Source organism: Pseudomonas sp. SG-MS2 (genome assembly GCF_009933855.1).
GTDB lineage: Bacteria > Pseudomonadota > Gammaproteobacteria > Pseudomonadales > Pseudomonadaceae > Aquipseudomonas > Aquipseudomonas putida_E.
The window spans coordinates 1-26,629 of the sequence record NZ_MOMO01000258.1 but is presented as its reverse complement, the minus strand read 5'-3'; the positions used below and the strand labels follow the sequence as shown (position 1 = coordinate 26,629).

Below are 26,629 nucleotides of genomic sequence, written 5' to 3'. Positions count from 1 at the left end.
GTTACCTATCAGAGTATCGGCGAAATCAACCGCGCAATACGCATCCCTAGCTGTTGAATGCGGTGGGTTTTACTGCTGTCCTCAGGCGTAATTTCCCTGGCCTTCTCGAAATCAGTGGTCAACATCGTTTCGACCTGATCCGCGAAATCCCGATCCACGGTCAGCAGGGTAATTTCGAAGTTGAGCCGGAACGAGCGGTTGTCCAGGTTGGCACTACCGATAGCACTGACCTCGTCGTCCACCAACACCACCTTCTGATGAAGGAAACCTGGCTGATAGCGGAACATGCGTACCCCCGCCCGTACGGCCTCGAAGGCGAACAGGCTGGAGGCTGCGTAAACGATCCGATGGTCAGGCCGCGCTGGAATCAGGATGCGCACATCCACACCGCGCAGCACGGCCAGGCGCAGTGCGGCGAACACGGCCTCGTCGGGAATGAAGTAGGGGCTGGTGATCCATACGCGGCGAGTCGCGGAGTGGATGGCTTCGATGAAAAACAGTGAGCAGGTTTCCTGGGAATCTGCCGGCCCGCTGGCCAGGGCCTGGCACAGCACACCATTGTCAGGATAGGTGTCCGGCAGGATCAGTGGCGGTAGCTGACGCGTTGCCCAGTACCAGTCTTCGGCGAAAGACTCCTGCAGGCAAGCCAGGACCGGGCCGCCGATCTGCACGTGGGTATCACGCCAGGGCGAGAGCTGGGGGTTGCCGCCAAGGTATTCATCACCGACGTTGTGCCCGCCGATGAAACCGGTGACCCCATCGACCACGACAATCTTGCGGTGGTTACGGAAGTTCACCTGGAAGCGATTGAACCAGCCGCGGCGGGTGGCGAAGGCATGGATCTGTACACCTGCGTCTCTGAGGCTCTGGCTGTAGCTGGCGGGCAAGGCATGGCTGCCAACCCTGTCATACAGCACGAACACCTTCACGCCATCGGCCGCTTTGCGCAGTAACAGTTGCTGCAGTGCTTTGCCGAGGGTGTCGTTGTGGATGATGAAGAACTGTACCAGCACCACTTCTCGCGCTTGTTCGATAGCCGCGAAGATGGCGTCGAAGGTGGCCTTGCCATCGATCAACAGCTTCACTTGGTTATTGGCCAGGCATGGCATTCGCCCAAGTTTCGGCATGGCACGCAGGGCGGCGTAGCTCTGTGACTCCCGAGCGGTGAGGGCTTCCTCCACCCATGGCCGCCAGTTGAGGTTGGCCATGGCCACGTGCATTTCCTGGTTGGCCTGGCGCCGAGCCTTGATGTAGGCATTGAAGGAGCGGGCACCGAATACCAGGTAGGGGATGAGGGTGAAGTAGGGAATGAAGAACAGCGACATGGCCCAGGCGATGGCCCCTTGGGCAGTACGCACGGTAAACACCGCATGCAGCGCGGCGATGATGCCAAGCAAGTGAACGAGCCCGAGCACATAGCCGAAGAAGTAGGGGCTGTGGTAATCCATACGCATCCTGCTTGGCAAATACACAGCAGATAACAGAACACTTCCAGGGCCGCCTTGCAACCTGAAAGCGGATTTGCCGTCTAAGCCTTTGCCCGGCCATGAGCCGGTTATTTTGAGGAGCGTTCGTCCATGAAGATTCGTCTGCCAATGCTGGCCCTGGCTTTTGGCCTGGCCAGCCCACTGGTGCATGCGCAGATGTTGCAGCCTGGTCTGTGGGAGCTCACCACCAGCAACATGCAGGTCGACGGTAAGCAGTTGCCGGACATGCAGTTCATGCTTGGCCAACTGAAGAACCTGCCGCCCGAGCAGAGGGCTATGATGGAAGGGGCGCTGGCCAAGCAGGGCATCGCGGTAGCAGGTAATGGCGTGCGTTCCTGCCTGACGCCGGAGCAGGTGAAAACAAACGATATTCCCTTGCAGGACCCTCAGTCAGGCTGCACGCAAAAGATTACCGACCGGACCGGCAATGTCTGGAAGTTTCAGTTCAGTTGCCCAAAAGCTCAGGGTACCGGCCAGGCTACTTTCCTCAGCGATAAGGAGTTCACTACCCAGGTCAACGGGACATTCAATGCTTCGGGTGTCCAACAACGGGGCAGTATGAATACCCGTGCGGTATGGCTGGGAAATGACTGTGGAACAGTAAAGCCGCGTACCTGAAGAGCTCACCATTGCCAATGGCTGGCGGCTACTGCGTCGTGGGCATGCAGGCTTTCTGCATGTACCACACGCAGCTTGAAGGCGGTGGTCCATTCCATCTGTCGCAACGCTTCATGCAGGCGGCGGGCGGCATCTTCGCAGAACATCAGGTTCTGTCCGTTGGCCAAGGCGAACGCCTGTTCGTCTGCGCGTTTCACGGCTGTTTGAACGGCGGTGCCCAAGCTTGCCTCAATCTGGTCGATCAGCTCCGTGACCGGTAGTACTTCCAGGCTTTCGCCCAACCGTACGTGAACCTCAGCCAGGCTCCGTTGGCTGTGGGGGGTAGCAACGATGCCCTGGCTGCTGCCCAACCACTCCACGACCGCCTCTCGGTTCATTGCCTGCCCGGAAAAGTCTGCCTGGAATTGTTGCTGAATCAATTGCCGTGCAAGTGCCGCAGAGCATGGGCAGGTCGACGAATAAGGCACGCGAACCGATAGTTCCACGTGGAACATTCCATTTTCAACCTTGGCATTCACGGTGATCGAGTAGCTTTTCCATCCTGCCAATGGGCTGACAAGGGCCGGCCTTTTCAACAAATGATCGAAGGTCAAACGCAGGTAGGCGGCATGGGATAGGCCCTCATGACTAGCCAGAAAATCTGCCAGTATTTGGCGGATTGCCAACGGAGTCAGCGATTGACGTTCGAGACGCTCCAGTGACAGGTACAGCCGGGACATATGAATACCGCGCGAGGCGCCATCCTCCAGGCTTACACCTGCATCGGCCATGGCCGCTACGCTACGCCCGTCGAAGTGCACGGGCTGGGCGATCCCGCACATGCCCACCCAGGCCAGTGGCGTAGCATGCTGATGTGTCTGTGCGGCGATATCGGGGAGCGTCAGGCTAGTCATTGGCAATACCAGATAAAAGAAATGTCAGCGGCAGCCACCGACCAGGCTGCAATGCAGATTGAACCGTTGGCCGTTGGAGCTGGAAACGCGGTTAAGAGAGGTCCAGCCAACTCGGCGGCTGTAGCCAACCCAGGCTTCACCATCGCTGGCCAGGCCGGTGAAGAATGTCAGCGCTCCATAGCGGCTGTTGGTTTGCGCCCATAAGCGGCGCGTCGCACTGTCGAAACCGCGCAGGTAGAAGTGGCTGCCCTCCGTACGCACGCTGTAGTAACTGCCATTGGCGTCCTTGCAGGCTAACAGCGTCGCGCTGCGTGTACATACCGCCAGCGTGTTTTGCTGAGGCATCGCAAGCAAGGATGTAGGCGCAGCGAGCAGCAGCAACAGGGCGGCAGGTGACAGGTTCATTTCCATCTCCGGGTACTCATCCGACGAGTACGGCTTGGCGAAATTGTATTGTTACTTTATAACATTGTGCAATGCATCGTTTCGAATGCGTCTGCCTGTAGAGGTTTCGCCATGCCCAATCGTCTTCCCGTTACTGTGCTTTCCGGCTTCCTGGGTGCCGGTAAAAGCACCTTGCTCAACCATGTCCTGCGTAATCGCGACAACCTGCGTGTCGCAGTCATCGTCAATGACATGAGCGAAATCAACATTGATGCCAGTGAGGTCCAGCGTAATGTCAGCCTGAATCGGGCTGAAGAAAAGCTGGTTGAGATGAGCAACGGCTGCATCTGCTGCACCCTGCGCGAGGACCTGCTGGAGGAAGTCGCACGGCTGGCGAATGAAGGCCGGTTCGATTATCTGCTGATCGAGTCCACAGGCATCTCCGAGCCGCTGCCTGTAGCTGAGACGTTCACTTTCCGCGATGAGCAGGGCCGTAGCTTGAGCGACATGGCACGGCTGGACACCATGGTGACGGTGGTCGATGGCCTGAACTTCCTGCGCGATTATCAGGCGGCGGACAGCCTGGCGAGCCGTGGCGAAACCTTGGGGGACGACGATGAGCGATCGATCAGCGACCTGCTGATCGAACAGGTGGAGTTTGCTGATGTGCTGCTGCTGAGCAAGATCGACCTGATCAGCCAGCATGAGCGCGAGGAGCTCATCGCCATTTTGCGTAGCCTCAATGCCCGAGCGCAGATTTTGCCGATGGTCATGGGCCAGGTGCCGCTGGCACAGATCCTGGATACCGGCCTTTTCGATTTCGAGCAGGCTGCACAGGCACCTGGATGGCTTCAGGAACTGCGCGGTGAGCATGTGCCGGAAACCGAGGAATACGGCATTGCCGCTACTACCTGGCAAGCTCGCAGGCCGCTGCACCCACAACGCTTCTTTGATTTTATCCACAAGCAATGGAGCAATGGCCGGTTACTGCGCTCCAAAGGCTTCTTTTGGCTGGCCAGCAAGTTTCAGGAGGCTGGCAGCTGGTCGCAGGCTGGCGGCATGATGCGCTATGGACTGGCCGGCCGCTGGTGGCGTTTTGTGCCAAAGGAACACTGGCCGCAGGACGAACAGAGCGCTGCAGAAATTCTTGAACACTGGGCGGCTGAGAGTGGTGACTGCCGTCAGGAGCTGGTGTTCATTGGGCAGAACATCGACTTCGCCCAGTTATCCACAGACCTGGATGCCTGCTTGTTGACCGATGACGAGATGGAAATAGGTCATGCGGGCTGGCTGCGCCTGCCGGATCCCTTCGGTCCCTGGCACACCGAGGAGGCAGCATGACGCCAGCGGCTCAGCCTGTGGATATCCGCCAAGTACACGGCGAATCGCCTCGGGTACTCACCGACATATTTCAAGAGGGCGTGAACCTGGCAGTCTGGCAGCGACGCTTGCCTGCCCAGGTTGAAGACTTCGCGGGATTGGTGGTCAGCCTCGGCCAACCGTTGGCGGACCAGCGGGTGCTCGAGGTGCATGAGCATGAGCCGCCGTTACTGCCGGGCTTTTTGGGGGAAGCGGCTGATCTGCAGGGCTATGAGAGTTTCGTCGCAGATGTGCGCTGGCTGATTTCAGCCTATACGTGCCTGTTGGGTGCACGTCGGGTCGGTCTGCGCGTGCGGGTACTGCACAATGCCATGTGCCCGCGCTTTCATGTGGATAACGTGCCTGTGCGCTTGCTCACGACTTATGTGGGCTGCGGCAGCGAATGGCTGTGCGAAGGCGCCATCGAACGAGCCGGATTGCAGCTCGCACCGGCACCTGTGGATAACATCCAACGACTGCAAGCGGGTGATGTTGCGCTGCTGAAGGGCGAAAAATGGGTAGGCAACGAAGGGGCAGGCCTGATCCATCGCTCGCCGGCTGGCCATGACCCTCGCCTGTTGCTCAGCCTTGACTGGTTGGCGTGACGGGGCATAGTGGAGTGAATTCCGGCCTGAAGTAAACGCATGCTGCAGAACATTCCTACCCATGTCATCGCTGGCCCCTTGGGTGCAGGCAAGACCAGCCTCATCCGTCAGCTTATGGCTCAGCGCCCGGCCGGCGAGCGTTGGGCCGTACTGGTCAATGAGTTTGGCCAGATCGGCCTGGATGCGGCCCTGCTCAGCCGTGATGAAGATGGGGTTGCCATTGCCGAAGTGGCGGGTGGATGCCTGTGCTGCGTCAATGGCACTCCGTTTCAGGTCGGGCTGGGGCGCCTGTTGCGCAAGGCGCGGCCCGACCGGCTGTTCATTGAACCTTCGGGTCTTGGTCACCCCTTGCAGTTACTGGCTCAACTGAATCAGGCCCCCTGGGTTGGAGTGCTGACGCTGCAGCCGATGGTGATGGTTGTGGATGCTCAAGCGCTGGCGCGAGGTGAGCCGTTACCTGATGCGCAACAGCAGGCTCTGGCAGCCGCGGCGCTGGTCGTTTTCAATAAGAGCGAGGCTGTTGATGAAAATAGTAGGTTGTTGATAAATAAGGAATTTGCAGCGAAACAGGGCGTTTGGACAGAGCAGGGGCTGTTAGCAGTTTCCAGGCTTCCTTGTTCATCCACAGCCGCCGTGAGCGATGCTGCTGTGGATAAAAGGGTTGTGGACAATCACCAAGCGGCCGCAGGCGCCCTGTGGATAGACCCACGTCAGCCAATCTGTCATGCACAGCAAGGTGAGGGCGGCTGGAGTGTCGGCTGGCGCTGGCACCCAAGCCAGCAATTCGATCCACTGGCTCTGCGTGGCTTGCTTGACTCTCACTCATGGCGTCGGGCCAAAGGTGTTATCCACAGCCCGCAGGGGTGGCAGTCTTTCAACGGCCTTGCCGGCAACTTGCCGGCTTGGCAGCCGAGTGACTGGCGCAAGGACACGCGCATTGAGCTTATTTTCGACCAGCCCCAACCCCTTCAAGCGCTGCAGGCTGCGCTGGAGGCTTGCCGGGTGGGGTGATCAGTTGTGCCAGCGATTGTGTTCCTGGCGCCATTGCTTCATCTCGATCACGTTGTCGGCCCGTGGCGGCGTATTGATCTCGAACGGGTAGGGCGCCAGCTCGATCTGCACGCTATGAGCGCCAAACTGAGTCACCGTGCCCGGGTGGCGTTGTTCGCCGGTGACAGTGAACTCGAAGGCATACACGCGGGCCAGGCGCTTTCTGCCGTTGGCATCGCGCAGGAATGCGATGCGCTTGAGCGCGACGGCATCGTCGAGCAGCTCCAGATCCAGCTTGGCACAATGCTGTTTGACCCGTTCCAAGGCTTTCTCGCGCAGCCCGTGGTTGTGCCATAACCAAGCGCCTGCCGTGGCCATCAGCATCAGGACGAAGAGATTCTCCAGGGTCAACATTTGCGTATGCTCCAAACAGGTCGATCCAGCTTAACTGCGTCCCTGGTCTGTCGTACAGGTGGCAATCGAGTTCATACTGCGCGACGCACAATCCTTGAAACAGCTTTGGAAAACGCCCGCATGAAACGCACTCCGCACCTGCTCGCCATTCAGTCCCACGTGGTGTTCGGCCACGCCGGCAACAGCGCCGCGGTGTTCCCCATGCAGCGTATCGGGGTCAATGTCTGGCCGCTCAATACCGTGCAGTTCTCCAACCACACTCAGTATGGCCAGTGGGCGGGCGAAGTGCTTGCTCCAGCGCAAATTCCTGCGTTGGTGGAAGGCATTTCCAACATTGGCGAACTGGGGCATTGCGATGCCGTGCTCTCGGGCTATCTGGGTAGCGCCGAACAGGGGCGGGCGATATTGGCAGGTGTAGAGCGGATCAAGGCGGTCAACCCGAAGGCGCTGTACCTGTGCGACCCGGTCATGGGGCATGCGGAGAAGGGCTGCATCGTGCCCCAGGAGGTGAGCGAGTTCCTGCTGGACGATGCGGTTGCCCAGGCTGACATCCTGTGCCCCAACCAGCTGGAGCTGGACAGTTTTTGTGGCCGGCGCGCGCAAAGCCTGGAAGATTGCGTGGACATGGCTCGCGGCCTGCTCGAGCGTGGCCCGCAGGTTGTGCTGGTCAAGCACCTGGCCTACCCGGGGCGTTGCGAAGACATGTTTGAAATGTTGCTGGTCACCCATGACCACAGCTGGCACTTGCGCCGCCCGCTGCTGGCATTCCCTCGCCAGCCGGTCGGGGTAGGGGACTTGACCTCAGGGCTGTTCCTGGCCCGGGTGCTGTTGGGCGACAGCTGGGTGCAAGCCTTCGAATACACCGCGGCAGCTGTGCATGAGGTGCTGCTGGAAACCCAGGCCTGCGCCAGCTACGAACTGCAGTTGGTGCGCGCTCAGGACCGCATCGCTCACCCGCGTGTACGCTTCGAGGCGCAGCCCCTGGCGTTTTAAAGGGCGTCGGTCTTCAGGTCCTGGTAACGCTTTTCCAGCTCCTGACGGATCTGCCGGCGTTGCTGGCCCTGCAGGAAACGGCGCTTTTCTTCACTGGACTGCGGCTGACGCGCAGGGACCGGGACCGGGCGGCGGTTGTCGTCGACCGCCACCATGGTGAAAAAGCAGCTGTTGGAATGCCGCACCGAGCGTTCGCGAATGTTCTCGGTCACCACCTTGATGCCCACCTCCATGGAGGTATTGCCGGTGTAGTTGACCGAGGCCAGGAACGTCACCAGTTCGCCCACGTGCACCGGCTCGCGGAAAATCACCTGATCGACCGACAGGGTTACCACATAGCTGCCGGCATAGCGGCTAGCGCAGGCATACGCCACTTCATCGAGATACTTGAGCAAGGTGCCGCCATGTACGTTGCCAGAAAAGTTGGCCATGTCCGGGGTCATCAGGACGGTCATGCTCAGCTGGGCGTTTCCAGGTTCCATAGTGTGCTCACGGTGAGGTTGCGCTGAATCGGGGCGGGTATCTGCTGACACTTTCTGTTTCCCCTCTTGAAGTTGCCTTCCTGATACGGGACGTCGACAGAAGCGCCGTCGTCACGCCGATCATGCCATCAGGGGCCGTTGAACGGCCGATCTGTTTCCACATATTGCATCGGCATTATGCGGTTGGGTGCGATGTTAACCTGAGTAAGCCCATGCAACATGGGCCTTCCTGCACTCAATACAGTATGTATTTGCTGCTCGCTCGGGTTTGCCTTGGCAGAGGAGCGGTTTGCCCGGGCAACGAAAAGGAGTATCGCGCCATGCATGCCATCAGCTTCATCCAGGATCTGGCAGTGATCATGCTGGTCGCCGGGGTAGTGACCATCCTCTTTCATCGCTTCAAGCAGCCAGTAGTGCTGGGCTACATCGTTGCCGGTTTCATCATCGGCCCGCACACCCCGCCGTTCGGCCTGATTCACGATGAAGACACCATCAAGACCCTGGCCGAGCTGGGGGTGATCTTCCTGATGTTCTGCCTGGGGCTTGAATTCAGCCTGCGCAAGCTGTTCAAGGTGGGGGCCACGGCGTTCATTGCAGCGTTTCTGGAAATCGTCCTGATGATCTGGATCGGTTTCGAGATCGGCCGCTGGTTTGGCTGGAGCACCATGGACTCGCTGTTCCTCGGTGCGATCCTGGCGATTTCCTCGACCACCATCATCGTCAAGGCACTCAACGACCTGAAGATGAAAAACGAGCGTTTTGCGCAGCTGATCTTCGGCGTGCTGATCGTCGAGGATATTCTTGGCATCGGCATTATCGCGCTGCTGTCGGGGATTGCGGTCAGCGGTACGGTCAGTTCCGGTGAGGTCTTTTCCACGGTCGGCAAGCTGTCATTGTTCATGATCGTGGCGCTGGTCATCGGCATTTTGCTGGTGCCGCGACTGCTGGCCTACGTGGCGAAATTCGAAAGCAACGAGATGCTGCTGATCACCGTCCTGGGCCTGTGCTTCGGCTTCTGCCTGCTGGTGGTCAAACTCGAGTACAGCATGGTGCTGGGGGCTTTCCTGATCGGTGCGATCATGGCCGAATCCCGCCAGTTGCTGAAGATCGAACGGCTGATCGAGCCGGTACGTGACTTGTTCAGCGCCATATTCTTCGTTGCCATTGGCTTGATGATCGACCCGAACGTGCTGCTCGACTACGCCTGGCCGATTGTGGTGATCACCGTAGCCGTGGTGCTGGGCAAAATGCTGTCCTGCGGCATGGGTGCATTCATTGCCGGCAACGACGGCCGTACCTCGCTGCGCGTGGGCATGGGGCTGTCACAGATCGGCGAGTTCTCTTTCATCATTGCGGCCTTGGGCATGACGCTGCAGGTTACCAGTGACTTCCTCTACCCGGTTGCGGTGGCTGTTTCGGCCATCACCACGTTGCTCACGCCCTATCTCATCCGCGCTGCGGACCCGCTGTCGCTGAAGCTGGGCAAGGTGATGCCGAGCCGGCTGTCGCGCGTGCTGTCGCTGTATGGCGAATGGCTGCGCAGTATCCAGCCGCAGGGTGAAAGCGCGATGCTGGCCGCGATGATCCGGCGCATCCTGCTGCAGGTGGGTGTCAACCTGGCGCTGGTGATCGCGATTTTCTTCAGCGGCGGCTATTTCGCTGTACGTATCGGTACTTGGCTCAGTGAATGGGTGAGCGATGTCAGCCAGCAAAAGGCGATAATCTGGGGCGCGGCGCTGTTGTTGTCGCTGCCCTTCCTTATCGCTGCCTATCGCAAGCTCAAAGCGTTGTCGATGCTGTTGGCGGAGATGGGTGTCAAACCGGAAATGGCAGGGCGCCATACCCAGCGCGTTCGCCGTGTAGTGGCCGAAGTGATCCCGCTGCTGTCACTGCTGGTCATCTTCCTGCTGCTGTCGGCGTTGTCGGCAAGCATCCTGCCGACCAACGAATTGCTGCTGATCATTGCCGTGGTGGCCGCAATAGTGGTGGCGGTGCTGTGGCGCTGGTTCATCCGTGTGCATTCGCGGATGCAGATCGCCCTGCTGGAGACGCTGGAAAACAGCCGGGAAAACACGCACTGAGCGGGAGGGTCTCTGCGCTGGATTCCACCATTGTCGGAGTGGACGGAGCGGTAACGATGTCGCCAGGCGCTTAAAGCCTGGCGACCGTGCAAGTCATCAGCTTTCCAGCCAGACGTCCCGTGCCCAGTGCCAGACCGATTCCCAGCTGTCTTCACCAACCCCTTCCTCGTCGGCATCCCACAACACCACCGTGCCGTCTTCCTCGACGCAGTAGAAATTGTCGCCGTCCTGGCACAGCGGGATCAGGTCGCGCGGTACTCCAGCATCCCAGGCATTGGCGGCCACGTCGGGCAGGTAGGTATGTGACTGGGGATCGGTGACGGTGACCGGTTCCAGGGAGCCGTACACCACGTCGCTGACGGTCAAGAGGAATTCTTTGAATACGAACGGAATGTTGATGAACAGTTGTTCCTCGATCTCGACCAGTTGGTCCTCGTCGGGAAGCTCCAGGGGCACCGGTACCGGTTCATTGGCTTCACGGAGTTGTTCGATCACTTCTTCCACGGTTCATTTCCTCCAACCTTGATGACATCGCTGCGCGTTATACCCTAGTAGGGCGGTCTGGCAAAAGCAAAAACCCCGGGGCTAGCCCGGGGTTTTTTGTGCAACGTGCGACGGTTAACCGTTTTGGCGGATACCGGCGACCAGCCAAGGCTGGTTCTCGCCCGGGGCACGAACCATGTGCCAGCTTTCGCTGAAAGGTTCGCCCTGGTCGAAGCGCGAGGTCTTCGACACGCCACGGAAGGTCAGGGTGGCGTCGGTGCGGTCGGCACGATCGTCGACACCGTCCAGTTGCACATCGAGGTTATCGATGTAGGTAGCCTGGAAACCATCACCCAGATCAGCACGCTCACGCTTGAGGAACTCGAGCATCTGCGGGGTGACGAACTCGGCGATCTTGTCCATCTCGTTGGCATCCCAGTGCTGCTGCAGCGACTGGAAGTGGCTACGGGCTGCGGCCAGGAAGCTCTGCTCGTTGAACCAGGCCGGGGCGTTGATGACCGGCGCGGCTGGCGCTGCAGGTGCAGCCGAACCACCGAAGATCGACGGCTGGGCAGGCTGGCCGTGGGCTTCACGCTGGAACGGTGCGTGGCCCGGAGCGGCCATCTGCGGCTGCTGCTGGCGGCGCCGTGCGGCGATGAAGCGGAACACCAGGAACGCGATCAGGGCGACGATCAGGAAGTCCATGATCTGTAGGCCCTCGAAGCCGTCACCCATGAACATGGACGCCAGCAGGCCACCGGCGGCGAGGCCGGCCAGTGGGCCCAGCCAGCGCGAAGCACCGCTGGCGGCGGCCGGTGCACGGCCAGGAGCGGTCGGTGCAGCGGCGGGCGTGGTTGGCGTAGCCTGGCGGGTCTGGTGGATAGGCGCGGAGCCCGAGCTCTTGCCGCCGCCGAAGCGCTTGGCGTTGGCGTCCAGGCTCAGCGTCAGGCCGACGCAAAGCGCCAGTGCGATGCTAAGAAAACGTTGCATAAATGGGATTTCCCCTGTTGTGGATTGCACGCGCGTCATGTTGCACAGGTTCCTGTGCACATGACCAGCGACATAATGTTTCCAGCTTTTGCCTAAATATTTCAGCGCGCCCCACAGGCTTCAGATAGCTTCGAGCTTGGCATAGCCAAGCATCAGCCACTTGCTGCCTTCGGCAAAGTTCACCTGCACACGCGCCTGTGCGCCGGAACCCTCGAAGTTGAGGATCACGCCTTCACCGAATACCGAATGTTGTACCCGCTGGCCCAGATTGAAAGCGGTCTGCGGAATGTTGGCATTGGCGAACAGGCTGCTCGCGCTGGTGCTCTTGGCGCCGCCGAACGGGCGGCTGACGCTGTTCGAAAGACGCACTTCCTGAACCAGGCCAGGCGGAATTTCACGTACGAATCGTGACACCTTGTTGTAGGTCTCACTGCCATACAGGCGACGCGTTTCGGCATAGGTCATAAATAGCTGGCGCATGGCGCGGGTAATGCCCACGTACGCCAGGCGGCGCTCTTCTTCCAGGCGGCCTGGCTCTTCCAGGCTCATCTTGTGCGGGAACAGGCCTTCTTCCATGCCCACCAAGAAGACGTAGGGGAATTCCAGGCCCTTGGCGCTGTGCAACGTCATCAGCTGAATGCTGTCTTCGTGCTCGTCAGCCTGGGCCTCTCCGGCTTCAAGCGAAGCATGGCCGAGGAAGGCCGACAGCGGCGAAAGGTCGGCGTCATCGTCAGTGGTTTCGAAGTTGCGAGCGGCGCTGACCAGTTCCTCAAGGTTTTCTACCCGTGCCTGGCCCTTTTCACCCTTTTCTTCCTGGTGATAGATGATCAGGCCGGACTGCTCGATGACCGTCTGCGTCATGGTATGCAGGGGCATGTCCGCGACTTTGCCAGCCAGGCTCTCGATCAGCTCGATGAAAGCGCCCAATGCACTAGCGGCCCGGCCTTTGAGTGCCTTGGCTGCCAGCAACTGGCACATGGCGCCCCACATCGACAACTGACCGTGGCGCGCATGTTCGCGGATGGCCTCGACGGTTTTTTCACCGATGCCACGCGGCGGCACATTGATTACCCGTTCGAGCGCGGCGTCGTTGCCACGGCCTTCCATCAAGCGCAGGTAAGCCATGGCGTTCTTGATCTCGGCGCGCTCGAAGAAGCGCTGCCCACCATAGATGCGGTAGGGGATGCGCTCGCGCAGCAGCGCTTCTTCCAGCACGCGCGACTGGGCGTTGGAGCGATAAAGAATGGCGATGTCGCTGCGCGAATTGCCTTGCTTGATCAGGCTCTCGATGGTCTCGACCACGTAGCGCGCTTCGTCATGCTCGTTGTAAGCCGCATAAAGGGTCAGAGGCTCGCCTTCGCCCAGGTCGGTCCACAGCTCTTTGCCCAGGCGCCCGCTGTTGTTTGCGATCAGCGCGTTGGCGGCTTTGAGGATGCCGCCGGTGGAGCGGTAGTTCTGCTCCAGGCGGATCATCTCGGCATCAGGGAAGTCAGCCGTGTACTGGTGAATGTTTTCAATCTTGGCGCCGCGCCAGCCGTAAATCGATTGGTCGTCGTCGCCCACGGCCATCAGGCTGCCGCCGCCCTTGCCAGCCAGCAGGCGCAGCCAGGCGTACTGCACGGCGTTGGTGTCCTGGAACTCGTCCACCAGCAGGTGACGGAAGCGCCGCTGGTAGTGTTCGAGCAGGCCCGGGTGGTCGCGCCACAGGTCCAGGGCCCGCAGCAGGAGCTCGGAGAAGTCGATCACCCCGGCGCGTTCGCAGGCCTGCTCGTAGGCCACGTAGATGCTGCGCATGGTCCCCAGGAACAGGTCGCCACCGGGCTGGATATGCTGTGGGCGCAGGCCTTCGTCCTTCTGCCCATTGATGAACCACTGGGCCTGGCGCGCTGGCCAGCGCTGCTCATCGAGGCCAAGCTCACGGATCACCCGCTTGACCAGGCGCTGCTGATCATCACTGTCGAGGATCTGGAAGTTCTGCACCAGACGGGCTTCCTGCCAGTGAGCGCGCAACAACCGATGCGCCAGGCCGTGGAAGGTGCCCACCCACATGCCGGCCGGGTTGATGCCCAGCAATTGCTCGATGCGCTGGCGCATCTCGGCGGCGGCCTTGTTGGTGAAGGTCACCGACAGGATCGAGTGCGGCGAGGCCTGTTCGACCTGGATCAGCCAGGCGATGCGGTGCACCAGCACGCGGGTTTTACCGGAACCGGCGCCAGCAAGCACCAGCTGACGCCCGAGCGTGGCCGCGACGGCCTGGCGTTGGGCATCGTTGAGGGAGTTCAGCAGGAGGGAGAGGTCATCTGTGTGCATCCGCCCATTCTAGGGGCAGGCCGGTTACGGGGCAAACGCCTACTGTATAAATATTCACCCTGCCGCGCCGCCGCCCATCGTTGCGTGGCGTACCTCTTCAGCCATGCCAGTGCCTGCCGTGCCTGGCCAACAGGCTGTTGGCCTGGTCGGGGCCATTGCTGCCGGCCGCATAATGGCGGGGGGCCTGAAAATGCTCCTCCCAACCCTTGATGATCGGGTCGACCCAAGCCCAGGCGGCTTCCACCTCGTCACGCCGCATGAACAGCGTCGAATCACCTTCCAGCACGTCCAGCAGCAGGCGTTCATAGGCTTCCCAGCGACGCGTCTGGCCGAACACCTGCGCCAGGTTGAGGTCAAGGTCCACCGGCTCCAGGCGCATGCCTTTGCCGGGGCTTTTGGTCATCATGCGCAAGCTGATGCGCTCGTCGGGCTGTAGCCGGATCAACAGCTGGTTGACCTGGCCACCGTTGAACAGCTCGTGGGGGACGGGCTTGAACTGGATGACGATCTGCGACGAGCGTCGTGCCATGCGTTTGCCGGTGCGCAGATAGAAAGGCACGCCAGCCCAGCGCCAATTGTCGATGTGGGCGTGGACGGCGACGAAGGTTTCGGTGTCGCTGTCATTGTCCACGTCCTTCTCGAAGTAGTAGGCGGGCACTTCCTGGCCGCCGATGTGCCCGGCACCGTACTGACCGCGCACGGTCTTGTCCTGAACGTCCTGGCCGGTGATTGGCTTGAGGGCGCGCAGAATCTTGACCTTCTCGTCGCGTACCGCCTCGGCCTCGAACTGCGCAGGCGGCTCCATGGCTACCAGGCACAGCAGCTGCAGCAGGTGGTTCTGCAGCATGTCGCGGGTGGCCCCGGACCGATCGTAGTAGCCGCCTCGGTTTTCTACACCGAGGGTTTCACAGACGCTGATCTGCACATGATCGACCTGCCCGTTGCGCCACACCGGTTCAAGCAGCGCATTGGCGAAACGCAGAGCCATGAGGTTCTGCACGGTCTCCTTGCCCAGGTAGTGGTCGATGCGAAACACCTGAGATTCCTCGAACACCGCGCCGATCGCTTCGTTGATGGCGGTGGCCGACTCCAGCGAATGGCCAATCGGCTTTTCCAGCACGATGCGCGCCTCATGGTCGGCCAGGCCCGCCACCCGTAGGTGGTTGGCAATCGGCACGAACAGATTGGGCGCGGTGGCCAGGTAATAGATGCGGGTCAGCCCGCCAGGCTCGCCGAGGTAGCGCGCCAGGCGCCCGAAGTCGGCACTTTGCGCGGCGTCCATGGGAAAGTAGTCCAGGCGTGCGCAAAAGCGTTGCCACACTTCTTCGTCGAAATCACTCCGGGCGATCTGCACTCGGCAATGGCGTTCGGCGAGCTTCAGGTACTCGTTGCGCGACAGGTTGCGCCGGGCCAGGGCAATGATGCGCACGGCAATGTTCAGGCGTGCCTCGCGATACAGGTGATAGAGCGCCGGCAGCAGTTTGTGCAGGGCCAGATCGCCAGTGCCGCCGAACACCAGAATGTCGCAAGGAATAGTCAAACCACCACTCTCCACGTTCGTTTAACTGGGCGGGTTGGCGTCCATGTAGTATAACTACAAGAAAGCTACATCCCGGCCAGCCGATCATAACCGAGTCCAGCCCGTGAATCTGTTGCAACATATCGCCCAATCGCGCCACCTGCTGCGCAAATCGGAACTGAAAGTGGCCGACCACGTGCTGCTGGACCCGGCTGCCGTCATGCACAGCTCGATGGCGGACCTTGCACACAGCGTGGGTATCAGCGAGCCGACCATCGTGCGGTTCTGCCGGGCGATCGGCTGTTCAGGTTTTCAGGACCTCAAGCTCAAGCTGGCGCAGAGCCTGGCTGCCGGCGCCAGCTTCGGGCAGTTCGCCATCCATGAGGACGACTCGGTTGCCGATTACAGCCTGAAGATTTTCGACACTACCTTGCACACCCTGATGGAAGTGCGCGAGCACCTTGACCCGCACGCGTTGCAACAGGCGGTGAGTGCCATGGCGCAGGCGCAACGTGTGGAGTTCTATGGCTTTGGTGCATCCGGCGCGGTTGCTGCAGACGCGCAGCACAAGTTTTTCCGCTTGTTGCTCAGTGCCGCCGCGTACTCCGACCCGCACATGCAGGCCATGTCGGCGGTCACCCTCAAGCCAGGCGACGTGGCGGTATGCATTTCCCAGTCCGGGCGCTCCAAGGACCTTTTGATCACCGCCAACCTGGTGCGTGAGAGCGGCGCCAACCTGATCACCCTGTGCCCCAGCCAGACCCCACTGGCCGAGCTTTCGACCGTCAACCTGGCGATCGATGTGCACGAAGACACTGAAATCTACACCCCGCTGACCTCGCGTATCGCCCACCTGGTAGTGATCGATGTGCTGGCCATGGGCGTGGCCATGGCCCGCGGGCCGAGCCTGGTCAATCACCTCAAGAGTGTGAAGCGCAGCTTGCGCAGCCTGCGGTTGTCGCCCAAGTCGATCAAGGCGATGGATGACTGATCGGCAATTGCGGAAGAATCTGCAAATTTCATCGATTTGTCACCAATCCTCAGCAAAACGGTAAAGCGCTCGAGCCAGTCTGAAACTCCCCGCACTCGATCAGGGAGACAGGCATGGCTCGTGATTTCGATGGCTCTTACCTACCTAGCGCCAAGGCTCGCAAACAGCAGGAAAAAGATCAGCGCCGCATGGAGTACCGCCGTGCGATCGAAAGCTACTGCGACCAACGTCAACTGCTGCGCGACCTTGCAGACTATCCGGAGCTGCAAGCCCTCACGGTGTGGCAGACTTCAGCGCCAGCTTCCCCGAAAAGCGCTCAACAAGCGCGCTGATCAGCGCACGTTCGCTGCGAATGAAAGCCAGAAAGGCCAAGGCTACCGGTGACTGCCGCTTGGCCTTGGCCTGCACCACACACCAGCTGCGGTACAGCGGCAGTTCCTCCACTGGCAATTCCTTGAGCACGCCCATGGCCAGCTCCATGTTCACTGCATGGCGGGTCAGCAGGGCGATACCAAGGCCGGCGATGACGCATTCGCGCTGGGCATCGGCCGACGCTACCTCCAGCGTCTGGGTGAAGTGCACACGCTTGTCCTTGAAGTACTCCTCGCAGGCTTTGCGCGTCCCTGAGCCCTGTTCACGGACCAGCAGTGTATGAGGCTCCAGGTCCTGCAGGCGCAACTGCTCCAGTTTGCACAACGCATGGTCCGGCGGCGCCACGGCGATGATCGGGTTGTTGAGAAACGGCAGGAACTCCAGGCCCATGTCCTGCGGCACCATGGACATGATGATCAGGTCGTCGCGGTTGTCGGAAAGGCGCCGAATCGCCTGGGCGCGGTTGACCACGGTAAGGGTCAGGTTGACCTCCGGGTGACGTTGCTTGAAGGCGGCGAACAGGTGTGGGACGAAGTATTTGGCGCTGGATTCGATCGCCAGTTTCAGTTGCCCTTGCAGTGAGCCCTGCATGTCGGAAAGCTGCATGTCGAGGCTTTCCAGGCGCCCGAAGATGTCCCGGCTGGCGCGCTGCAGCGCCTCGGCGGCTTCGGTCAGGTAAAGTTTCTTGCCGACGTATTCGAACAGCGGCTGCCCTACCAGCTCTTCCAGCTGACGAATTTGTAGACTAACGGCGGGTTGCGTCAGCGCCATCTCCTCGGCGGCGCGGCTGTATGAGCGCAAATCGCACACCTCATTGAAGACCTGCAACTGACGCAAAGTCATACGCATCAAGGACTTACGCATTTTTATTCTAGGCTCCGGTAAAACCTTGTTACCTAACTATAAGCTTTTGCTAATACAGCCTCTAACAAATATTGATTTTTGTTTATCGACCTACAGCGCTAGGGTGAATGTGCGACTGGCCAGCGACGCTTGGTCACGCGCCGACCGGTAGAACCGGCTCGACTGTTCCTACGGCTTTGGGAAGACTCCAGTGATAAAAAAAATCCTGATCGCCAACCGGGGTGAAATCGCAGTCCGCATCGTGCGTGCCTGCGCCGAGATGGGCATTCGCTCTGTCGCGATCTATTCCGACGCCGACCGTCACGCCTTGCACGTCAAGCGCGCTGACGAGGCCTACAGCATTGGTGCCGAGCCGCTGGCTGGTTACCTGAACCCGCGCAAGCTGGTGAATCTTGCTGTGGAAACCGGCTGTGATGCCCTGCACCCGGGCTACGGTTTCCTGTCGGAAAACGCGGAGCTGGCAGAGATCTGCGCCGAGCGCGGTATCAAGTTCATCGGCCCGGCCGCCGACGTCATTCGCCGCATGGGCGACAAGACCGAAGCGCGCCGCACCATGATTCAGGCCGGCGTGCCCGTTACCCCAGGCACCGAAGGCAACGTTGCCGACATCCACGAAGCCCTGAGCGAAGGCGAGCGTATCGGTTACCCAGTGATGCTCAAGGCCACCTCCGGCGGTGGCGGCCGGGGCATTCGCCGGTGCAACAGCCGTGAAGAGCTGGAGCAGAACTTCCCCCGCGTCATCTCCGAAGCTACCAAGGCCTTCGGTTCAGCGGAAGTGTTCCTGGAAAAGTGCATCGTCAACCCCAAGCATATCGAGGCACAGATCCTGGGCGACAGCTTCGGCAATGTGGTGCACCTGTTCGAGCGTGACTGCTCGATCCAGCGCCGCAACCAGAAGCTCATCGAAATTGCCCCAAGCCCCCAGCTCACCCCCGAACAGCGTGCCTACATCGGTGACCTGGCGGTCCGGGCAGCCAAGGCTGTGAACTACGAGAACGCCGGTACTGTGGAGTTCCTGCTCGCCGATGGCGAGGTGTACTTCATGGAAATGAACACCCGCGTGCAGGTCGAGCACACCATCACCGAAGAAATCACCGGTATCGACGTGGTCCGCGAGCAGATCCGCATCGCCTCGGGCCTGCCGCTGTCGGTCAAGCAGGAAGATATTCAGCACCGCGGCTACGCGTTGCAGTTCCGCATCAACGCTGAAGACCCGAAGAACAACTTCCTGCCCAGTTTCGGCAAGATCACCCGTTACTACGCCCCTGGCGGCCCGGGTGTGCGCACCGATACAGCGATCTACACCGGTTACACCATCCCACCGTTCTATGACTCCATGTGCCTGAAACTGGTGGTGTGGGCGTTGACCTGGGAAGAAGCCATGGACCGTGGCCTGCGGGCCCTGGACGACATGCGCGTGCAAGGGGTGAAGACCACCGCCGCGTACTACCAGGAAATCCTGCGCAATCCGGAATTCCGTAGCGGCCAGTTCAACACCAGCTTCGTCGAAAGCCACCCTGAACTGACCAACTACTCGATCAAGCGCAAACCCGAAGAGCTGGCCCTGGCCATCGCCGCCGCCATCGCCGCCCACGCAGGCCTATGAATGCAGCTGCAAGCTGTGAGCGACCCGCTGCAAGTTGAAGCGAATCGGCTTTTTCTTGCGGCTCGTAGCTTCAAGCTTGTCGCCATGAGGAGATAAGAATGTCCAAGAAGATCTTTGTTACCGACACAATCCTGCGTGACGCCCACCAGTCCCTGCTGGCTACCCGCATGCGGACCGAAGACATGCTGCCGATCTGCGATAAGCTCGACAAGGTCGGCTACTGGTCGCTGGAAGTGTGGGGCGGCGCCACTTTCGATGCCTGCGTGCGCTTCCTCAAGGAAGACCCGTGGGAGCGCCTGCGCAAACTGCGCAATGCGCTGCCCAATACCCGCCTGCAGATGCTTCTGCGCGGGCAGAACCTGCTGGGCTACCGCCACTACAGCGATGATGTGGTCAAGGCGTTCGTCGCCAAGGCGGCGGTCAACGGTATCGACGTGTTCCGCATCTTCGACGCAATGAACGACGTGCGTAACCTGCGCGTGGCCATCGAGGCGGTGAAGGCTGCCGGTAAGCACGCCCAAGGCACCATCGCTTACACCACCAGCCCGGTGCACACCATCGAAGCCTTCGTGAACCAGGCCAAGCAGATGGAAGCCATGGGTTGCGACTCGGTAGCGATCAAGGACATGGCTGGCCTTTTGACCCCGTATGCCACCGGCGAGCTGGTCAAGGCGCTGAAGGCCGAGCAGTCGCTGCCGGTGTTCATTCATTCCCACGATACTGCCGGCCTGGCCGCCATGTGCCAGCTCAAGGCTGTGGAAAACGGTGCTGACCATATCGACACCGCCATCTCCAGCTTTGCCTGGGGGACCAGCCACCCGGGTACCGAATCGATGGTCGCCGCGCTCAAGGGCAGCGAGTTCGACACCGGTCTGGACCTGGAACTGCTGCAGGAAATCGGCCTGTACTTCTATGCCGTGCGCAAGAAGTACCACCAGTTCGAAAGCGAGTTCACTGCGGTGGACACCCGCGTGCAGGTCAACCAGGTGCCAGGCGGGATGATTTCCAACCTTGCCAACCAGCTCAAGGAGCAGGGCGCGCTCAACCGCATGAACGAAGTGCTGGCCGAGATCCCGCGGGTGCGAGAAGACCTTGGCTTCCCACCTCTGGTGACCCCGACCTCGCAGATCGTCGGTACCCAGGCGTTCTTCAACGTACTGGCCGGCGAACGCTACAAGACCATCACCAACGAAGTGAAGCTGTACCTGCAAGGCGGTTACGGCAAGGCGCCTGGCGTGGTCAACGAGCAACTGCGCCGCCAGGCGATCGGCAGCGAAGACGTGATCGATGTGCGCCCGGCCGATCTTCTCAAGCCGGAAATGGCCAAACTGCGTGCCGACATCGGCGCCTTGGCGCACAGCGAGGAAGATGTGCTTACCTTCGCCATGTTCCCGGACATTGGCCGTAAGTTCCTCGAAGAGCGTGAAGCCGGCACCCTGACCCCTGAAGCGCTGCTGCCGATCCCGGAAGCCGGTGCGGTCGCCGCCCCGGGGGGTGAAGGTGTGCCGACCGAGTTCGTCATCGACGTGCACGGTGAAACCTACCGCGTCGACATCACCGGCGTGGGCGTCAAGGCCGAAGGCAAGCGCCACTTCTACCTGTCGATCGACGGCATGCCGGAAGAAGTGGTGTTCGAGCCCCTCAACGAGTTTGTCGGCGGCGGCAGCAGCAAGCGCAAGCAGGCCAGTGCGCCAGGCCACGTCAGCACTACCATGCCGGGCAACATCGTCGATGTGCTGGTCAAGGAAGGCGACACAGTCAAGGCCGGCCAGGCAGTGCTGATCACCGAAGCGATGAAGATGGAAACCGAAGTGCAGGCGGCCATCGCCGGCAAGGTCGTTGCCATCCACGTGGCCAAGGGCGATCGCGTGACGCCGGGTGAGATCCTGATCGAGATCGAGGGCTGACATAAGCCCTCATCTACAAGCGGTTAACCTCTGGGGAGCGGATGCTCCCCTTTTTTTGGGTGGTTGTCAGGCCCCTTGCGATGCGGGCGGCGCTAGCTCAAATACCCCTCGGTTGCGCTGGACCTAGCGCTGATAGCCCTTGCCAAAATGCCGCTCCAGCCTGGCCTGGGCCAGTTCGAGCAGGATCGACAGCACCCAGTAGATCACTGCAGCTGTCGTCAGCATCTCCAGGTAGCGATAGCTTGAGCGCCCATACGACTGGGCCAGGAACATCACTTCCCAGACACCCATCACCGAAATCAGCGACGAGTCCTTGAGCATCGAGATGAACTGGTTGGCGCTCGGCGGGATGATGGTGCGCATTGCCTGGGGCAGGGTGATGTGCCAGAAGATCGCCACCGGGCGCATGCCCAGGGCGAGCGCTGCCTGGCGCTGGCCCAAGGCAACGCCAATGATGCCGGCTCGGAAGATTTCGCTCAGGTAAGCGCCATAGTTTAGCGACAGGGCGATGATGCCCGCTGCGATTGCACCTGGCACCAGGCCTACTTGGGGCAAGCCGAGGTAGATCAACAGGATCTGGATCAGCAGCGGCGTGCCGCGGAAGAACGAGGTGTAGAAGCTGGCCACGCCGAATAGCAGGGCACTCTTCGACAACCGTGCCAGGGCGGCGGCAAAGCCCAACAGCACCGACACCACCATAGAGCACAAGCACAGGAACAGGGTCAGCGCAGCGCCCTGCAGGAAGCCATTGGGGCCCAGCTTGAAGCCTGCCAGGTTGGGGAACTTCTCGACGATGATCGAGAATTTCAGATCAAAGCTGAGAAAGAAGCCCACGAACAGCAACAGCAGTACCAGCCACGTCAGGTACAGACGGGTGCGAAAGCCGAACAGGCGTGAACCCGTCGCGGAGGCGACGGGCTTGGCTGCAGGTTGATGGGCGCTCATTTACTGATGTCGGCGCCGATCCACTTCTGCGACAGCTTGGCCAGCGTGCCATCGGCCTTCAGCTCGGCGAACACTTGCCGCAGCTTGGCGTCCCACTCTGGATCGCCTTTCTCGATGGCGACTGAGTTGGGCTCTTCGTAAAGCGGCGCGCCTGCCAGTTTGAAGCGCTTGTCCTGGGCCAGGCGTGGCTGCGCGGTCACCAAGTTGGTCAGGATCGCATCCAGGCGCACGCCTGCACCCAGGCCGAGGTCCTGGAAGGCGACGTTGTCGGTGTCATAGGGGGCAATCTGGACGAAGTCGAAGGGGTACTCGATCTTCTTGTCTTCCGCGCCTTCGATAACCAGGTTCTTGTTCAGGTAGCTCTCATAGCTGGAGGCGCTGGTCAGGCCGACCTTGAGGCCGTCGAGGTCCTTGGCCGTGTGAATCCGCTCATCCTTGGCGTTGACCACGATCACCGCAGGCGAGGCGTAGTACTCCACCGGGAAGTCGAACACCTCGGCGCGGGCCTTGCTTGGCGTCATCGAACAGATGCACAGGTCGTAGCGACCACTCCAGCGGCCCGCAGCAATGACATCCCAGGAGGGTGTTTCCAGTCGCAGCTTTACGCCGAGCTTGGCCGCGACCGCCTTGGCCACATCGACGTCAAAACCATCGAGCTGGTTCTGTTCATTGAGGAAGGAGAACGGCGGGTAGCTCTCCATCAGTACGTTGACGACTTCCTTGCGCGACTCGACGCGGTCCAGTGTGGCACCGGCAAAGGCTGCAGAGGTGGCGCTCAGGGCCAGAAGGCCTGCGCAAATCAAGGAAGGCAAACGCATGAAGACACCTGGAAAAAGTTGTTAAAAAATCAGATTTCGATATTTAATAGTTATAAGTTTAAAGCCACCAGTGAATATTATTCATATCAATATAAGCGGAAGTTATATGGGCGATCGGACGTTGGAAATTCTTGATGGCGGTATGGGTCGGGAGCTGCAGCGCCGAGGCGCGCCGTTCCGCCAGCCGGAGTGGTCGGCACTTGCACTGAGCGAAGCGCCGGAAGCCGTAGTGGCGGTGCATGCGGCCTATATCGAAGCCGGTGCTGGGGTGATCACCAGCAACAGTTATGCAGTGGTGCCGTTCCATATTGGTGAAGACCGCTTCGCTGATGAAGGCTTCGCCTTGGCCGCCACCGCTGGTCAGCTGGCACGTACTGCGGCGGATGCCAGCCCACGGCCAGTGCGAGTCGCTGGCTCATTGCCTCCGCTGTTCGGCTCCTACCGCCCTGACCTGTTCGAGCCACAGCGCGTGTCCGAGGTATTGCTCCCACTGGTGGTGGGGCTGGCACCGTATGTCGATCTGTGGCTGGCCGAAACCCAGAGTGCGATCGCAGAAGTGCAGGCAATTGCCGGCCAGTTGCCAGCAGATGGCAAGCCGTTGTGGGTATCGTTCACCTTGCAGGATGAAGAGGTCGGCGACGTACCGCAGCTGCGTTCTGGTGAAAGTGTGACCGCAGCTGCCGAAGCAGTAGCAACGCTGGGCGTCAAAGCCATGCTGTTCAACTGCAGCCAGCCGGAAGTGATCGGTGCTGCCATCGACGCTGCGCGCGAAGTGTTTGAGCGCCTGGGTGTGGATATCGCCATCGGAGCCTACGCTAACGCCTTCCCGCCGCAACCCAAGGACGCCACCGCTAACGATGGCCTGGATGAGCTGCGCGAAGACCTCGACCCGCCGGGTTACCTGAGCTGGGCCCAGGATTGGCGCCAGCGCGGCGCCAGCTTGCTCGGCGGATGCTGTGGCATCGGGCCAGAGCACATCGCTGAGCTCAAGCGTAACCTGAACTGAGCCTCAGCCCTGCTCCCGGCAGGCTTCCAGCGTTTTCGACTGACCCTCGTGGCGCTGGTTGTCGGCACTCAGCCAGCGCTCGAAAGCGGCCGCCACTGCAGGCCACTCGTGATCGGTAATCGAGTACCAGGCCGTGTCGCGGTTCTGGCCCTTGATCACCATGTGATTGCGGAACACACCCTCGTAGATGAAGCCAAAGCGCTCCGCTGCGCGCTTGGAGCGGGCATTGGCGTTGTTGCACTTCCATTCCAGTCGGCGATTACCCAGTTCAAAACCGAGCTTGCCCAGCAGGTATACCGCTTCGGTGCCCTTGGGGGTGCGTTGCATGGCTGCGCCGAAGGCAATATGGCCGATCTCGATGCGACCGTGGGCAGGCACCATCGACATCAGGCTCAGAATGCCTTGTACCTGGCCGCTGCTGCGGTCGATGACGCTGTAAAACAGCGGATCGCGGCTGGCGGCATTGTCTGCAAGCCATTGATCGAACGGACCGCGCTCGGCAAACGGGCCATAGGGGAGGTAGTCCCACAGTGCTGGGTCGCAGTGCGGACCTTGCAGCACCTCCCAGAGATCGTCCGCATGACCCGCCGGATCGAGCTTCTCCAGGCGGATGAAACGCCCTTCAAGGGGCTCGGCCTGGGGCAGGGCTGCAGGTTGCCAGTTATTGGGTTGACTCATGCGTTGCTCCCGTCTCACAGCGTTTGGCGAAATTGGATGAAGCCGGGTCGCTCGGCGACCTGCTCGTACAAGCCGATGGCGGTAGCGTTGGTTTCATGTGTCAGCCAGTGCACCTTGCAACAGCCGGCCGCTTTGGCACTGGCGTTGACCAGTTCGATCAGTTGCCGGCCAACGCCCAGGCCGCGCTGCTTACCGTCAACGTACAGGTCCTGCAGGTAGCAGGCGTTGGCAATGCTCCAGTTGGTTCGATGATAGATCCAGTTGACCATGCCTACCGCCTTGCCATCGATCCAGGCCAGCGCCGAGTGGGTTGGCTCCTGCGAGTCGAGGATGCGCTGCCATGTCACGGCGCTGACTTCATCGGCCAGTTCGGTTTGATAAAAGCGCAGGTAGGCCTGCCACAGGGGCAGCCACGCGGCGTGGTCGTTGGCGCTGACGGGGCGCAGGATGACGTTGGGCATGGGGCTGTTCCTTCAGGGCGTGCGCATCTGCGCCGCCAGTTGATTGTTTAGCTGATCGGTACTGCTGGCCAACCCTTGGCGTACGCCTTCGATGTCCTGCGTTGAGCGGTTCTGGCTGAGTTTGCGTGCCCCCTGCAGACGTGCGATGGGCAGGCGGAAGCCGACGATGGCGCGGAGCATGCCTTCGATGTAATCGCTGGGTGCATCGGTGACCTTCCATGGGGTGCTGCGTCCTTGCTCGTGCAGGTCGGTCAGGCGGCTGACGATATCCAGCAGGTCGGGGCCGCCCTGCACCACTTCAGCGACGCCGTAGGCATGCACCGCCAAGTAGTTCCAGGTGGGCACAACCTTGGGGTTGTCGAGCTTGCTCGGGTAGTAGCCGGGGCTGACATAAGCGTCAGGGCCGGCGAAAACCAACAAGGCTTCTACACCTTGCTCCAAGGCCTGCCACTGATGGTTGGCACGGGCCAGATGCCCGTAAACGGTGCCCAAGTCACCTTCGCTGGTATCGATCAACACGGGTATGTGACTGGCCAGCAGACCTTGCTCGCCGTGGGTGACCAGCAGGGCCAGGCGGGTTTCCCGCATCTGTTGATGCAGGCGCTCAAGGTTGTGTTCCTGGTGCGGTTTGCTGTTGTACATGGGCGGATCCTTGTCGATTGGCTTCATCGTAGGCAGGCTATTGGTTCAGGTTAAGAGCCATTGGTGATGATTTTGATAGGTCCAATGCGATGAGCGAGCGCCCTTTGGTATTGCCATTCGATCCCGCCGGGATCGTCCTCGATCAACGCCGAGGGTTGAGTCAGCAGCTCTATCAAGCGCTGCGCGCTCGCGTGCTGGATGGGCGCTTGAGCAGCGGCACGCGCCTGCCGTCGACACGAGACCTGGCGGGCATGCTCGCGCTCTCGCGCAACAGCGTGGTGCGTGCCTATGACCAACTGTATGCCGAAGGCTACATAGAAAGCCGGGTTGGAGATGGCACCTATGTTTGCCATCTGCCGAAACTATCCACACAACTGTCCACAGGGTTATCCCATGGCTTATCAACAGGTTTATCCACAAAATGCTCAGAAAGCACTGATGATTTATCCAGATGTGGGCGTTCCAGTGAGCGTTTGGAGCGTCTGAAAAGTAACCATCTGCCATTCCCAAAAGTTGGCCCGCCGCGGGCGTTTCGGGTAGGTGTTCCGGCCTTCGATCTGTTCCCCTTTGAGGTCTGGGCCAAGCTGCAAGCGGGCTTCTGGCGAAATCCCGATCCAGCGCAGCTTGGCTATGGCGACCCGGCGGGCGAGCCGTTACTGCGTGAATTGATCGCTGCGTATCTACGTCGGTCGAGGGGGATGTCGTGCACGGCTGGACAAATTGTGATCACC

At 60.5% G+C, this 26,629-nt stretch carries 27 protein-coding genes; 12 read left to right on the top strand and 15 right to left on the bottom strand.

From position 1 onward, the window contains the following. Positions 1-8: 8 nt before the first annotated feature. Positions 9-1,448 (bottom strand): cardiolipin synthase, encoded by a 1,440-nt coding sequence (gene cls / locus BLX42_RS24365; RefSeq protein ID WP_046786766.1) that lies wholly within the window; start codon positions 1,446-1,448, stop codon positions 9-11. Between the two features lie 129 nt (positions 1,449-1,577). Here cls and BLX42_RS24360 point away from each other — a divergent pair, with 129 nt between their 5' ends. Continuing rightward, the gene (locus BLX42_RS24360; protein WP_039602348.1) at positions 1,578-2,105 is read left to right on the top strand and encodes a DUF3617 domain-containing protein; all 528 of its coding nucleotides are present in this window, start codon (positions 1,578-1,580) and stop codon (positions 2,103-2,105) included. Positions 2,106-2,110: 5 nt separating this feature from the next. On the opposite strand, the gene folE2 is transcribed toward BLX42_RS24360, so the two are convergent. Further along, entirely contained in the window at positions 2,111-2,998 is an 888-nt protein-coding gene (gene folE2, locus BLX42_RS24355) for a GTP cyclohydrolase FolE2 (RefSeq protein ID WP_161872847.1), read from the bottom strand. A gap of 24 nt (positions 2,999-3,022) precedes the next feature. Next, on the bottom strand, positions 3,023-3,403 hold the full coding sequence (locus tag BLX42_RS24350) for a hypothetical protein (RefSeq protein WP_039602354.1): 381 nt from the start codon (positions 3,401-3,403) through the stop codon (positions 3,023-3,025). A 111-nt stretch (positions 3,404-3,514) separates the two neighbouring features. Here BLX42_RS24350 and zigA point away from each other — a divergent pair, with 111 nt between their 5' ends. Genes zigA through BLX42_RS24335 form a run of 3 tightly spaced genes read left to right on the top strand, consistent with a single transcriptional unit; the run spans position 3,515 to position 6,357 of the window. Beyond that, complete coding sequence (gene zigA, locus BLX42_RS24345; RefSeq protein WP_161872846.1) at positions 3,515-4,723, top strand: zinc metallochaperone GTPase ZigA; 1,209 nt, start codon at positions 3,515-3,517, stop codon at positions 4,721-4,723. Next, the gene (locus tag BLX42_RS24340) at positions 4,720-5,346 is read left to right on the top strand and encodes a DUF1826 domain-containing protein (protein WP_161872845.1); all 627 of its coding nucleotides are present in this window, start codon (positions 4,720-4,722) and stop codon (positions 5,344-5,346) included. Before zigA ends, BLX42_RS24340 begins: the two co-directional genes overlap by 4 nt. Positions 5,347-5,385: 39 nt before the next feature. Further along, positions 5,386-6,357 (top strand): GTP-binding protein, encoded by a 972-nt coding sequence (locus tag BLX42_RS24335; protein ID WP_161872844.1) that lies wholly within the window; start codon positions 5,386-5,388, stop codon positions 6,355-6,357. On the opposite strand, the gene BLX42_RS24330 is transcribed toward BLX42_RS24335, so the two are convergent. Continuing rightward, positions 6,358-6,750 carry a DUF3301 domain-containing protein gene (locus BLX42_RS24330; RefSeq protein WP_161872843.1) on the bottom strand — a complete coding sequence of 131 codons (393 nt, stop codon included), beginning with the start codon at positions 6,748-6,750 and terminating at the stop codon, positions 6,358-6,360. It abuts the gene before it with no gap. 120 nt (positions 6,751-6,870) lie between these two features. Between BLX42_RS24330 and pdxY the strand changes: the two genes are divergently transcribed. Then, on the top strand, positions 6,871-7,743 hold the full coding sequence (pdxY, locus tag BLX42_RS24325) for a pyridoxal kinase PdxY (protein WP_046786761.1): 873 nt from the start codon (positions 6,871-6,873) through the stop codon (positions 7,741-7,743). On the opposite strand, the gene BLX42_RS24320 is transcribed toward pdxY, so the two are convergent. Beyond that, the gene (locus BLX42_RS24320) at positions 7,740-8,225 is read right to left on the bottom strand and encodes an acyl-CoA thioesterase (protein ID WP_012316886.1); all 486 of its coding nucleotides are present in this window, start codon (positions 8,223-8,225) and stop codon (positions 7,740-7,742) included. The two genes, pdxY and BLX42_RS24320, sit on opposite strands and share 4 nt — an antisense overlap. Positions 8,226-8,545: 320 nt before the next feature. Between BLX42_RS24320 and BLX42_RS24315 the strand changes: the two genes are divergently transcribed. Next, entirely contained in the window at positions 8,546-10,306 is a 1,761-nt protein-coding gene (locus BLX42_RS24315; RefSeq protein WP_046786760.1) for a cation:proton antiporter, read from the top strand. 96 nt (positions 10,307-10,402) lie between these two features. On the opposite strand, the gene BLX42_RS24310 is transcribed toward BLX42_RS24315, so the two are convergent. From BLX42_RS24310 to zwf, 4 genes are all read right to left on the bottom strand, one after another. Further along, complete coding sequence (locus BLX42_RS24310) at positions 10,403-10,810, bottom strand: SMI1/KNR4 family protein (RefSeq protein WP_046786759.1); 408 nt, start codon at positions 10,808-10,810, stop codon at positions 10,403-10,405. A gap of 114 nt (positions 10,811-10,924) precedes the next feature. After that, complete coding sequence (locus BLX42_RS24305; RefSeq protein ID WP_012316883.1) at positions 10,925-11,779, bottom strand: Tim44 domain-containing protein; 855 nt, start codon at positions 11,777-11,779, stop codon at positions 10,925-10,927. Between the two features lie 120 nt (positions 11,780-11,899). Continuing rightward, positions 11,900-14,089 carry a DNA helicase II gene (gene uvrD, locus BLX42_RS24300; RefSeq protein ID WP_115273184.1) on the bottom strand — a complete coding sequence of 730 codons (2,190 nt, stop codon included), beginning with the start codon at positions 14,087-14,089 and terminating at the stop codon, positions 11,900-11,902. 97 nt (positions 14,090-14,186) lie between these two features. Then, positions 14,187-15,629 (bottom strand): glucose-6-phosphate dehydrogenase, encoded by a 1,443-nt coding sequence (zwf, locus tag BLX42_RS24295; protein WP_046786757.1) that lies wholly within the window; start codon positions 15,627-15,629, stop codon positions 14,187-14,189. Positions 15,630-15,732: 103 nt separating this feature from the next. On the opposite strand from zwf, the gene hexR reads away from it, so the two are divergent. Both hexR and BLX42_RS27020 read left to right on the top strand, forming a co-directional pair. Next, positions 15,733-16,599 (top strand): transcriptional regulator HexR, encoded by an 867-nt coding sequence (hexR, locus tag BLX42_RS24290; protein WP_012316879.1) that lies wholly within the window; start codon positions 15,733-15,735, stop codon positions 16,597-16,599. A 113-nt stretch (positions 16,600-16,712) separates the two neighbouring features. Then, the gene (locus tag BLX42_RS27020) at positions 16,713-16,931 is read left to right on the top strand and encodes a PA3496 family putative envelope integrity protein (RefSeq protein WP_080765901.1); all 219 of its coding nucleotides are present in this window, start codon (positions 16,713-16,715) and stop codon (positions 16,929-16,931) included. Here the strand turns inward: BLX42_RS27020 and BLX42_RS24285 are convergent. Continuing rightward, positions 16,873-17,820: a LysR family transcriptional regulator gene (locus tag BLX42_RS24285; RefSeq protein ID WP_161872865.1), complete on the bottom strand. Its 948-nt coding sequence runs from the start codon at positions 17,818-17,820 to the stop codon at positions 16,873-16,875. The two genes, BLX42_RS27020 and BLX42_RS24285, sit on opposite strands and share 59 nt — an antisense overlap. A gap of 205 nt (positions 17,821-18,025) precedes the next feature. On the opposite strand from BLX42_RS24285, the gene BLX42_RS24280 reads away from it, so the two are divergent. Beyond that, positions 18,026-19,441: an acetyl-CoA carboxylase biotin carboxylase subunit gene (locus BLX42_RS24280; RefSeq protein WP_046786755.1), complete on the top strand. Its 1,416-nt coding sequence runs from the start codon at positions 18,026-18,028 to the stop codon at positions 19,439-19,441. A gap of 98 nt (positions 19,442-19,539) precedes the next feature. Further along, positions 19,540-21,348 carry a sodium-extruding oxaloacetate decarboxylase subunit alpha gene (oadA, locus tag BLX42_RS24275; protein ID WP_046786754.1) on the top strand — a complete coding sequence of 603 codons (1,809 nt, stop codon included), beginning with the start codon at positions 19,540-19,542 and terminating at the stop codon, positions 21,346-21,348. 123 nt (positions 21,349-21,471) lie between these two features. Here oadA and BLX42_RS24270 read toward each other — a convergent pair whose 3' ends face one another. Both BLX42_RS24270 and BLX42_RS24265 read right to left on the bottom strand, forming a co-directional pair. After that, positions 21,472-22,293: an amino acid ABC transporter permease gene (locus BLX42_RS24270; RefSeq protein WP_161872842.1), complete on the bottom strand. Its 822-nt coding sequence runs from the start codon at positions 22,291-22,293 to the stop codon at positions 21,472-21,474. Next, complete coding sequence (locus BLX42_RS24265; protein ID WP_039604255.1) at positions 22,290-23,111, bottom strand: ABC transporter substrate-binding protein; 822 nt, start codon at positions 23,109-23,111, stop codon at positions 22,290-22,292. Before BLX42_RS24265 ends, BLX42_RS24270 begins: the two co-directional genes overlap by 4 nt. Before the next feature lie 106 nt (positions 23,112-23,217). On the opposite strand from BLX42_RS24265, the gene BLX42_RS24260 reads away from it, so the two are divergent. Then, a complete protein-coding gene (locus BLX42_RS24260) occupies positions 23,218-24,117 on the top strand; it encodes a homocysteine S-methyltransferase family protein (RefSeq protein ID WP_161872841.1) in 900 nt (299 codons plus the stop codon). Between the two features lie 3 nt (positions 24,118-24,120). On the opposite strand, the gene BLX42_RS24255 is transcribed toward BLX42_RS24260, so the two are convergent. From BLX42_RS24255 to BLX42_RS24245, 3 genes are read right to left on the bottom strand one after another with little or no spacing between them, the layout of a single operon-like run. Then, the gene (locus BLX42_RS24255; RefSeq protein WP_161872840.1) at positions 24,121-24,795 is read right to left on the bottom strand and encodes a GNAT family N-acetyltransferase; all 675 of its coding nucleotides are present in this window, start codon (positions 24,793-24,795) and stop codon (positions 24,121-24,123) included. Between the two features lie 14 nt (positions 24,796-24,809). Continuing rightward, the gene (locus tag BLX42_RS24250) at positions 24,810-25,256 is read right to left on the bottom strand and encodes a GNAT family N-acetyltransferase (RefSeq protein ID WP_046786750.1); all 447 of its coding nucleotides are present in this window, start codon (positions 25,254-25,256) and stop codon (positions 24,810-24,812) included. A 12-nt stretch (positions 25,257-25,268) separates the two neighbouring features. After that, on the bottom strand, positions 25,269-25,898 hold the full coding sequence (locus BLX42_RS24245) for an FMN-binding negative transcriptional regulator (RefSeq protein ID WP_125924275.1): 630 nt from the start codon (positions 25,896-25,898) through the stop codon (positions 25,269-25,271). An 89-nt stretch (positions 25,899-25,987) separates the two neighbouring features. Here BLX42_RS24245 and BLX42_RS24240 point away from each other — a divergent pair. Further along, positions 25,988-26,629: GntR family transcriptional regulator (locus tag BLX42_RS24240; protein WP_161872839.1), on the top strand; the 642-nt coding region annotated here is incomplete at its 3' end.

Coding starts and splice junctions, on each gene's coding strand:
- pdxY (WP_046786761.1), top strand. CDS start 6,871: ATGAAACGCACTCCGCACCTGCTCGCCATTCAGTCCCACGTGGTGTTC.
- BLX42_RS24255 (WP_161872840.1), bottom strand. CDS start 24,795: ATGAGTCAACCCAATAACTGGCAACCTGCAGCCCTGCCCCAGGCCGAG.
- BLX42_RS24270 (WP_161872842.1), bottom strand. CDS start 22,293: ATGAGCGCCCATCAACCTGCAGCCAAGCCCGTCGCCTCCGCGACGGGT.
- BLX42_RS24320 (WP_012316886.1), bottom strand. CDS start 8,225: ATGGAACCTGGAAACGCCCAGCTGAGCATGACCGTCCTGATGACCCCG.
- cls (WP_046786766.1), bottom strand. CDS start 1,448: ATGGATTACCACAGCCCCTACTTCTTCGGCTATGTGCTCGGGCTCGTT.
- BLX42_RS24330 (WP_161872843.1), bottom strand. CDS start 6,750: ATGTTGACCCTGGAGAATCTCTTCGTCCTGATGCTGATGGCCACGGCA.
- BLX42_RS27020 (WP_080765901.1), top strand. CDS start 16,713: ATGGCTCGTGATTTCGATGGCTCTTACCTACCTAGCGCCAAGGCTCGC.
- folE2 (WP_161872847.1), bottom strand. CDS start 2,998: ATGACTAGCCTGACGCTCCCCGATATCGCCGCACAGACACATCAGCAT.
- BLX42_RS24335 (WP_161872844.1), top strand. CDS start 5,386: ATGCTGCAGAACATTCCTACCCATGTCATCGCTGGCCCCTTGGGTGCA.
- BLX42_RS24260 (WP_161872841.1), top strand. CDS start 23,218: ATGGGCGATCGGACGTTGGAAATTCTTGATGGCGGTATGGGTCGGGAG.
- uvrD (WP_115273184.1), bottom strand. CDS start 14,089: ATGCACACAGATGACCTCTCCCTCCTGCTGAACTCCCTCAACGATGCC.
- zigA (WP_161872846.1), top strand. CDS start 3,515: ATGCCCAATCGTCTTCCCGTTACTGTGCTTTCCGGCTTCCTGGGTGCC.
- BLX42_RS24360 (WP_039602348.1), top strand. CDS start 1,578: ATGAAGATTCGTCTGCCAATGCTGGCCCTGGCTTTTGGCCTGGCCAGC.
- BLX42_RS24315 (WP_046786760.1), top strand. CDS start 8,546: ATGCATGCCATCAGCTTCATCCAGGATCTGGCAGTGATCATGCTGGTC.
- BLX42_RS24305 (WP_012316883.1), bottom strand. CDS start 11,779: ATGCAACGTTTTCTTAGCATCGCACTGGCGCTTTGCGTCGGCCTGACG.
- BLX42_RS24245 (WP_125924275.1), bottom strand. CDS start 25,898: ATGTACAACAGCAAACCGCACCAGGAACACAACCTTGAGCGCCTGCAT.
- BLX42_RS24340 (WP_161872845.1), top strand. CDS start 4,720: ATGACGCCAGCGGCTCAGCCTGTGGATATCCGCCAAGTACACGGCGAA.
- BLX42_RS24350 (WP_039602354.1), bottom strand. CDS start 3,403: ATGAACCTGTCACCTGCCGCCCTGTTGCTGCTGCTCGCTGCGCCTACA.
- oadA (WP_046786754.1), top strand. CDS start 19,540: ATGTCCAAGAAGATCTTTGTTACCGACACAATCCTGCGTGACGCCCAC.
- BLX42_RS24265 (WP_039604255.1), bottom strand. CDS start 23,111: ATGCGTTTGCCTTCCTTGATTTGCGCAGGCCTTCTGGCCCTGAGCGCC.
- BLX42_RS24285 (WP_161872865.1), bottom strand. CDS start 17,820: ATGCGTATGACTTTGCGTCAGTTGCAGGTCTTCAATGAGGTGTGCGAT.
- BLX42_RS24250 (WP_046786750.1), bottom strand. CDS start 25,256: ATGCCCAACGTCATCCTGCGCCCCGTCAGCGCCAACGACCACGCCGCG.